Below are 6,359 nucleotides of genomic sequence, written 5' to 3'. Positions count from 1 at the left end.
GATAAAAAGGAAAATGGACTGCTGATGCCTGATAGCGCTGACAAGGCCAAGTCAATGAAAAGAGTGTTTTATCATTGTGGGTCTCATGCTAATTACAGTAAAGCTGTAGGCGTGAAAGTTGCCAATATTGAGCGTGTGTATAGAGCAGACGCCAAAAATGATTCTCAAGCTGCTGCTGTTGAGGCTCGTGGAAAAATTGCTGCGCTGCAATCAGAGATGAGAGTGTCGTTATCTGCTTTAGGGTCTGCTCAAATAAGGCTTAATTAGTTAGAGGTTTGGATGACTTACTATGTTATGACTGATAAAAAAGAGCGTGGGTGCCCAGAGGGTTTATTAAAGGCTGCGCTCTATGATAAGTTTTATTCGGATGTGAAAAAAATCAAGCATGGTTATTTTCCTTGGTATTGCGAGTCCAAAAATTCTGGCTCGCGTACACCTTTTCCTAATGGAATGGTATTGATTGCCAAGGAGAAATTGCTTGAGTTTGATATACGTAGCGATGCGCAGTTTTTTTATATTGCCAGTGATGAGTTTTTGTCACTGTGTGAAAGGTTTGGGTTGGGTATAGTCGACCAGGCTAGAATCGATGTGGTGTCTCAAACGGGTAAAAGTATATCGTCTAAAAAATATAATGTGGTTTTGTTTGAAGAGTTGGATGTTATTGCTAATACAGACAAGGCCTCATCTTTTTCAAGCGAGTCGGGCTTGATTTTAAGTATAAAAAAGCTAGTTCTTCCTGCTGGATGGGATAGGGATATTTTTAAATATAAAGATTTGGCAGGACTTAGTGGTAGTTTTATTTGCTCGCAGCGATTCAAGGATGCGGCGGTAGGGTTAAAAGGCATTGCATATACTCCTGTAGAGGATATGCAGTGGGAGGATGATTACTTTTCACAGTTTTTTTGACGAGGCTGGAAGTGTTTTTGAACTGAGAGAAAGTTTATGGTTTTTATTGGGAGATTAAGTCATGAAAGACATCATCCGCCTAGGCGACTCTACCTCTCACGGAGGCGTAGTCCTCGAAGCCTTTTCTCAGACCAACCTCAACGGCAAACCCATTGCCGGGGTTGGGCACAAGGTCAGTTGCCCGCTGTGCAAAGGCATTTTTCCCATCGCTGAGGGAAGTAGCACTTACACAGTGGATGGAACCCCCATTGCCCTGAACGGTATGAAAACTGCTTGTGGGGCTAGCCTGATTGCCAGTGGGCCGAAAGGGGCTGTAGTTAGCTAACTGTCAAAGATATCTCTCATCATTGGAATATCTGATGCGAAGGTAAGACAGCATCTGTCTGGACGGCTTCGCTTTTTCAGTACCTGTGCGGCGCCATGAGCGCTATCTATAAAGGCTAAAGCCTAGGCTATGTTGATTAAAATATTCGTGGCAGACAGCGATGGCCCTGTATTTGAAGAGGTACGTGTCCGGAAAGTGGGGAGCAATACATACGAGTTATTGTCCTCGCCCGGTCTTGCCTTGAACCTCGCCCGTGGCGATGTCTTTGTGGTTGAGGACGAGCATGCGCACCCGGTCGTTCTGAAGCGAGGAGGTCATTTTTGTATTCATATCTATGCCGATGACTTGCCGTCATAAGAGATAGCCCTTTTGGAGGCGGGTGTCGCTCAGCATCTGCAAGGAACGCTGGATGGCGTCTTTGAGGGAAGCTTGTCGTTGGCCGTCCCGGCAGGGAACGGGATGGACAGGGTTGGTGATTTTTTCGATGCGTTTCGAGAGAGAACGGGTGTTCAGTGGTATTTCTCCAACATTTATAAAAATATTGATGATGACGAAGATGATACGCTTTTGAATTGGTGGCTGGATAGCTGACACCTTCATCTTTTGATCGACAGCACAGGCAGGGAGGGTTGAGCGTGCAAGCAATCGAGCGATGCAGGCCTGACGAGTTGCAACAGAAGCTTTGTGAGAAATACGGTCTTCCCGTTCATCCTCCAGAGGGAATGGTCGCCATCGCACTGGCTACTCTGGACAAAACCCCCATTTATGGAACCCGCATTCAACTGCCGGAGGGGGGGACGGTCAGTTGGTTTATACACTGCGGTGACTATTCGGATGCCAGCGGTTTTTATCAGGCTGTACATACTGAGCATGTGAAAAAAGAGCTGCCAGAAGTGATGAAATATTTGTTCTTGCCCGAGGGGGCGAAATTCATCATAGACAGGGATGGCTACGAAGATGTCTGGATGGCGGAGCTGCCATGAAGGGGGTGCTTTATTTTCAAGCCCCAGGCTCTATGCCGTGATCTGATAGTCATCTGCTCCAGCAGATAGCGATCATGGATCGAATGGCGATAAGCCGCCAGCGATCGCACAGCCCACAAATGCAGACGATCCGCTGCTGGAGTCCGCTTCCGCAGCGCCTCTGTCCTTTGCGAAGGCGGATACCCGCCACCCTTTCGTTTTTTTTATCGCCTATCGGCGGAAAACCGCCACCATAATGGCTATTTCATACTAGTGTTTATCCCGAGGTGCCTTGGTTACAGGGCTCTGGAGAGGGTTTTTCCGGAAGTGGCACGCGGCTTGCTAACTTTCGTAGAGGTCTGCCTTGTGCAACTCGACACAACAAATCCCTCCAGTGCAGGAGGGTTAGCGCTTTATAGGCTCGCGTGCATCAGGTGAGATGCCGACGAAGCCCTTGAGGATAACTGCAATGACGACTCGTCAGCCCATCTACAAATCACTGTACTTTCAGGTAATCGTAGCGATTGTTATCGGTATCCTGATCGGTCACTTCTACCCTGACACCGGCAAGGCCTTGAAGCCGCTGGGCGACGGTTTCATCAAACTGATCAAAATGGTCATCGCACCCATCATTTTCTGTACGGTCGTGAGCGGTATCGCGGGCATGCAGAACATGAAGTCGGTCGGCAAGACCGGCGGTTATGCGCTGCTGTATTTTGAAATTGTGTCTACCCTTGCACTGATCATTGGTCTGGTTGTCGTCAACGTTGTTCAGCCGGGTGCCGGCATGAACATCGATGTCAGCACGCTGGATGCGTCCAAGATCGCAGCCTATGTCACGGCAAGTAAGGATCAGAGCGTCATCGGCTTTATCCTCAACGTCATCCCGAACACCATCGTCGGTGCCTTCGCCAACGGCGACATCCTGCAAGTGCTGATGTTCTCGGTGATCTTCGGTTTCGCCCTGCATCGCCTGGGTGCCTATGGCCGTCCGATCCTGGACTTCATCGATCGCTTCGCACATGTGATGTTCAACATCATCAACATGATCATGAAGCTGGCTCCAGTCGGTGCCTTCGGCGCAATGGCTTTCACCATCGGTGCCTACGGTGTCAGCTCGCTGGTGCAACTGGGCCAGTTGATGCTGTGCTTCTACGTCACCTGCTTCCTGTTCGTGCTGCTGGTGCTGGGCGCCATCTGCCGTGCTCACGGTTTCAGCGTCCTGAAGCTGGTTCGCTATATCCGTGAAGAGCTGCTGATCGTACTGGGTACTTCCTCTTCCGAGTCGGCACTGCCTCGCATGCTGATCAAGATGGAGCGTCTGGGTGCGCAGAAGTCGGTCGTGGGTCTGGTCATTCCGACCGGTTACTCCTTCAACCTGGACGGTACGTCGATCTACCTGACCATGGCGGCCGTGTTCATCGCTCAGGCGACCAACACCCACATGGACATCACTCACCAGATCACCCTGCTGCTGGTACTGCTGCTGTCCTCCAAGGGCGCAGCTGGTGTAACCGGTTCGGGCTTCATCGTTCTGGCTGCGACCCTGTCGGCTGTCGGTCACCTGCCGGTTGCCGGTCTGGCACTGATTCTGGGTATCGACCGCTTCATGTCTGAAGCTCGCGCCCTGACCAACCTGGTCGGTAACGCGGTTGCAACCGTTGTTGTGGCCAAGTGGGTCGGTGAGCTGGACACCAACAAGCTGGACGCCGAGCTGGCTTCCGGTGGCTCCGCCATCGTTGAAACCCGTCAGGTAGACGACCTGGGCGTGGCTGAAGGTCCTGAGCCTGTCAGCACCGGCAAGTCCGTCTGATAAGCGTTGAGTGATAAAAAACCCATCTTCGGATGGGTTTTTTTATGGCTGCGATTCTTTGGGCGTGGTTACTCGATACGTGTTTCGCCGCTGAACACCAGGGTCTGGCGACAGCGCCGACAGAAATAGCGCCTGCCCTTGGACACCATTCGGTGGCGCTGGGCCGAGAAGGGGAAGTCGCTGTCGGCACAGGGGCAGCGGTAGATATAGCGGGTGACGCTGCGTCGTTCGATGGCATAGGTGTGGCAGCGGTTGGGCGGCAGCTCGTACACGCCACGCATGATCAATTGCCACTCTTCGCCATGGGGCTGGATACGGTCCCCGAACAATTGGTGGGCGATCATGTGAGCGACCTCGTGCGGCACGGTCTGGCGCAGGAAGTCCTCGGCGTTTTCCCGATACAGCTGCGGGTTGAAGCGCAGCATGTTCTCGTGCAGGTGGGCGACGCCTGCCTTCTGGCCGCGCAGCTTGAAGCTGACGACAGGGCGTTTGAAGGGGCGTTTGAAAAAGGCTTCGGCTTGCTGGTAACAGGTTTCGACGCGGGAATTGAGTTGCTCGGGCATGCTTTAGAGGTCTCCAGATGCGACCCAGTATGCCGTAATGCCGGGTCAGACTGAAAACCGCACTGCCAGATGGTCGCCTGCCGCAACGGGCCGCAGGCATTCGCGGCCCGTCCACGGTTGTTCAGCTTGTGTATTCCGGACCGATGCCGATGCCCCAGAGCACGACCGTAAACGCCATGATCGCAACCAGTACTACCAGGCCGACGGCCAGTATGGAGCTGGAAAACATGAAGCCTTCTTCCGAGGGAATGTTCATGAAGGTCGGCAGGCCGACATACAGCAGATAGACGGTGTAGGAAATGGCGGCCGTGCCCACCAGCATGCCCAGCCACATATGGGGATAGAGTGCTGCCAGCCCGCCGAGGAACAAGGGCGTGGCGGTGTAGGTCGCGAAAGCCACGCACCGGGCCAGGCTTGGCGTGGCGTCATAGGTGCGTGCCATCCAGTGAATGAACCCGCCCATGACCGCAACGCCGAGCAGCATGGAAAGGTATGACATGGCCGTCATCCATAGCGCGCTGCCGTGAGTGAGCATCACCGGCTCTCGATCACCGATGACCCAGCCGACCTGAGTGGTGCCTATATAAGCGGAAATGACCGGGATTGCGGCGAGGATCAGGGTATGGGTGAGGTACATATGGCCGATGCTTTCTTCTTCGCCCCGTATCTGCCGCCATTCCTGGTCGGGATGGGTGAACAGTCCCCAGACGTGATGGATCATGTGGTTACTCCTTCATCTTGTGGGTGAAAAGGCCACAAGCCTGAAATCGTCAAACGGGTGCGACCTCATCACGCAGTATAGAAAGCACGGGAAAGGCGAGGACGGCGGGCTTAGAGTGTTTGGCGATGGTGCAGCACGTCTTAATAGCCGGCGAGGAGGCCAGTCAGCTGTTTAACGATCCGCCGGTTATGCGTAAAATGCCTGCCCTTTCCCGAAGTCATCGCAGCGGATACCACCAGCACCATGGGCACCCTTTCAGTCAATCAGAACAAACTGCAGAAACGCCTGCGTCGGCTGGCCGGCGAAGCGGTTACCGACTTCAACATGATTGAAGATGGCGACAAGGTGATGGTCTGCCTCTCCGGTGGCAAGGACAGCTACACCATGCTCGACGTATTGATGCACCTGCAGAAGGTTGCACCGATCAAGTTCGAGATCGTGGCCGTGAACATGGACCAGAAGCAGCCGGGCTTCCCTGAGGACGTGTTGCCGGCCTATCTGGCCACCTTGGGCATCGAGTACCACATCGTTGAGAAGGACACCTACTCGGTGGTCAAGGAGCTGGTGCCTGAGGGCAAGACGACATGCTCGCTGTGCTCACGCCTGCGTCGTGGCACGCTGTACACCTTCGCGGATGAAATCGGGGCTACCAAAATGGCGCTGGGTCATCACCGCGACGATATCGTCGAAACCTTCTTCCTCAACATGTTCTTCAACGGTTCGCTCAAGGCCATGCCGCCGAAGCTGCGTTCCGACGATGGCCGCAACGTGGTGATCCGCCCTCTGGCCTACTGCCATGAGAAAGACATCCAGGCCTATTCGGACTTCAAGGAATTTCCGATCATCCCGTGCAACCTGTGCGGCTCGCAGGAAAACCTGCAGCGTCAGGTGGTCAAGGAAATGCTCATCGAATGGGAACGCAAGATGCCGGGCCGTACCGAGAGCATCTTCCGCGCCTTGCAGAACGTCCATCCTTCGCAACTGGCCGACCGCAACCTGTTCGATTTCACCAGCCTGCGCATGGACGAAACCGCTGCTTCGCGGTTCGTCAATGTGGTGAATATCTGAC

At 53.6% G+C, this 6,359-nt stretch carries 8 protein-coding genes and 1 pseudogene; 7 read left to right on the top strand and 2 right to left on the bottom strand.

What is annotated here, in order from left to right; translation table 11 throughout:
* The 6 genes and pseudogenes from ACIPY9_RS18190 to ACIPY9_RS18165 all read left to right on the top strand — a co-directional run.
* Nucleotides 1-267: hypothetical protein (locus ACIPY9_RS18190; RefSeq protein WP_400704297.1), on the top strand; the 267-nt coding region annotated here is incomplete at its 5' end.
* Between the two features lie 12 nt (nt 268-279).
* Nucleotides 280-906, top strand: a complete 627-nt coding sequence (locus tag ACIPY9_RS18185; RefSeq protein WP_400704294.1) for an Imm43 family immunity protein — start codon at nt 280-282, stop codon at nt 904-906.
* Between the two features lie 61 nt (nt 907-967).
* Nucleotides 968-1,231 (top strand): PAAR domain-containing protein, encoded by a 264-nt coding sequence (locus ACIPY9_RS18180; RefSeq protein WP_400704292.1) that lies wholly within the window; start codon nt 968-970, stop codon nt 1,229-1,231.
* A 129-nt stretch (nt 1,232-1,360) separates the two neighbouring features.
* Nucleotides 1,361-1,822: pseudogene (locus ACIPY9_RS18175) on the top strand (DUF4265 domain-containing protein).
* A 44-nt stretch (nt 1,823-1,866) separates the two neighbouring features.
* Nucleotides 1,867-2,214 (top strand): hypothetical protein, encoded by a 348-nt coding sequence (locus tag ACIPY9_RS18170; protein WP_400704289.1) that lies wholly within the window; start codon nt 1,867-1,869, stop codon nt 2,212-2,214.
* A 448-nt stretch (nt 2,215-2,662) separates the two neighbouring features.
* Nucleotides 2,663-4,006 (top strand): dicarboxylate/amino acid:cation symporter, encoded by a 1,344-nt coding sequence (locus ACIPY9_RS18165; RefSeq protein ID WP_400704286.1) that lies wholly within the window; start codon nt 2,663-2,665, stop codon nt 4,004-4,006.
* 68 nt (nt 4,007-4,074) lie between these two features.
* Here the strand turns inward: ACIPY9_RS18165 and ACIPY9_RS18160 are convergent, their stop codons facing one another.
* Complete coding sequence (locus ACIPY9_RS18160) at nt 4,075-4,569, bottom strand: SprT family zinc-dependent metalloprotease (protein ID WP_400704283.1); 495 nt, start codon at nt 4,567-4,569, stop codon at nt 4,075-4,077.
* Nucleotides 4,570-4,690: 121 nt separating this feature from the next.
* Nucleotides 4,691-5,290: a Yip1 family protein gene (locus tag ACIPY9_RS18155; protein WP_400704280.1), complete on the bottom strand. Its 600-nt coding sequence runs from the start codon at nt 5,288-5,290 to the stop codon at nt 4,691-4,693.
* 243 nt (nt 5,291-5,533) lie between these two features.
* Between ACIPY9_RS18155 and ttcA the strand changes: the two genes are divergently transcribed.
* Nucleotides 5,534-6,358 (top strand): tRNA 2-thiocytidine(32) synthetase TtcA, encoded by an 825-nt coding sequence (gene ttcA, locus ACIPY9_RS18150; RefSeq protein ID WP_400704277.1) that lies wholly within the window; start codon nt 5,534-5,536, stop codon nt 6,356-6,358.
* The last annotated feature ends 1 nt before the right edge of the window (nt 6,359 follow it).

The organism is Pseudomonas sp. NPDC089734 (assembly GCF_044748865.1).
In the GTDB taxonomy this organism is placed as follows: Bacteria; Pseudomonadota; Gammaproteobacteria; order Pseudomonadales; family Pseudomonadaceae; genus Aquipseudomonas.
The sequence above is the reverse complement of the archived record's forward strand: the minus strand, read 5'-3'. Positions and strand labels throughout refer to the sequence as shown.

Coding starts and splice junctions, on each gene's coding strand:
- ACIPY9_RS18185 (WP_400704294.1), top strand. CDS start 280: ATGACTTACTATGTTATGACTGATAAAAAAGAGCGTGGGTGCCCAGAG.
- ACIPY9_RS18180 (WP_400704292.1), top strand. CDS start 968: ATGAAAGACATCATCCGCCTAGGCGACTCTACCTCTCACGGAGGCGTA.
- ACIPY9_RS18165 (WP_400704286.1), top strand. CDS start 2,663: ATGACGACTCGTCAGCCCATCTACAAATCACTGTACTTTCAGGTAATC.
- ACIPY9_RS18160 (WP_400704283.1), bottom strand. CDS start 4,569: ATGCCCGAGCAACTCAATTCCCGCGTCGAAACCTGTTACCAGCAAGCC.
- ACIPY9_RS18155 (WP_400704280.1), bottom strand. CDS start 5,290: ATGATCCATCACGTCTGGGGACTGTTCACCCATCCCGACCAGGAATGG.
- ttcA (WP_400704277.1), top strand. CDS start 5,534: ATGGGCACCCTTTCAGTCAATCAGAACAAACTGCAGAAACGCCTGCGT.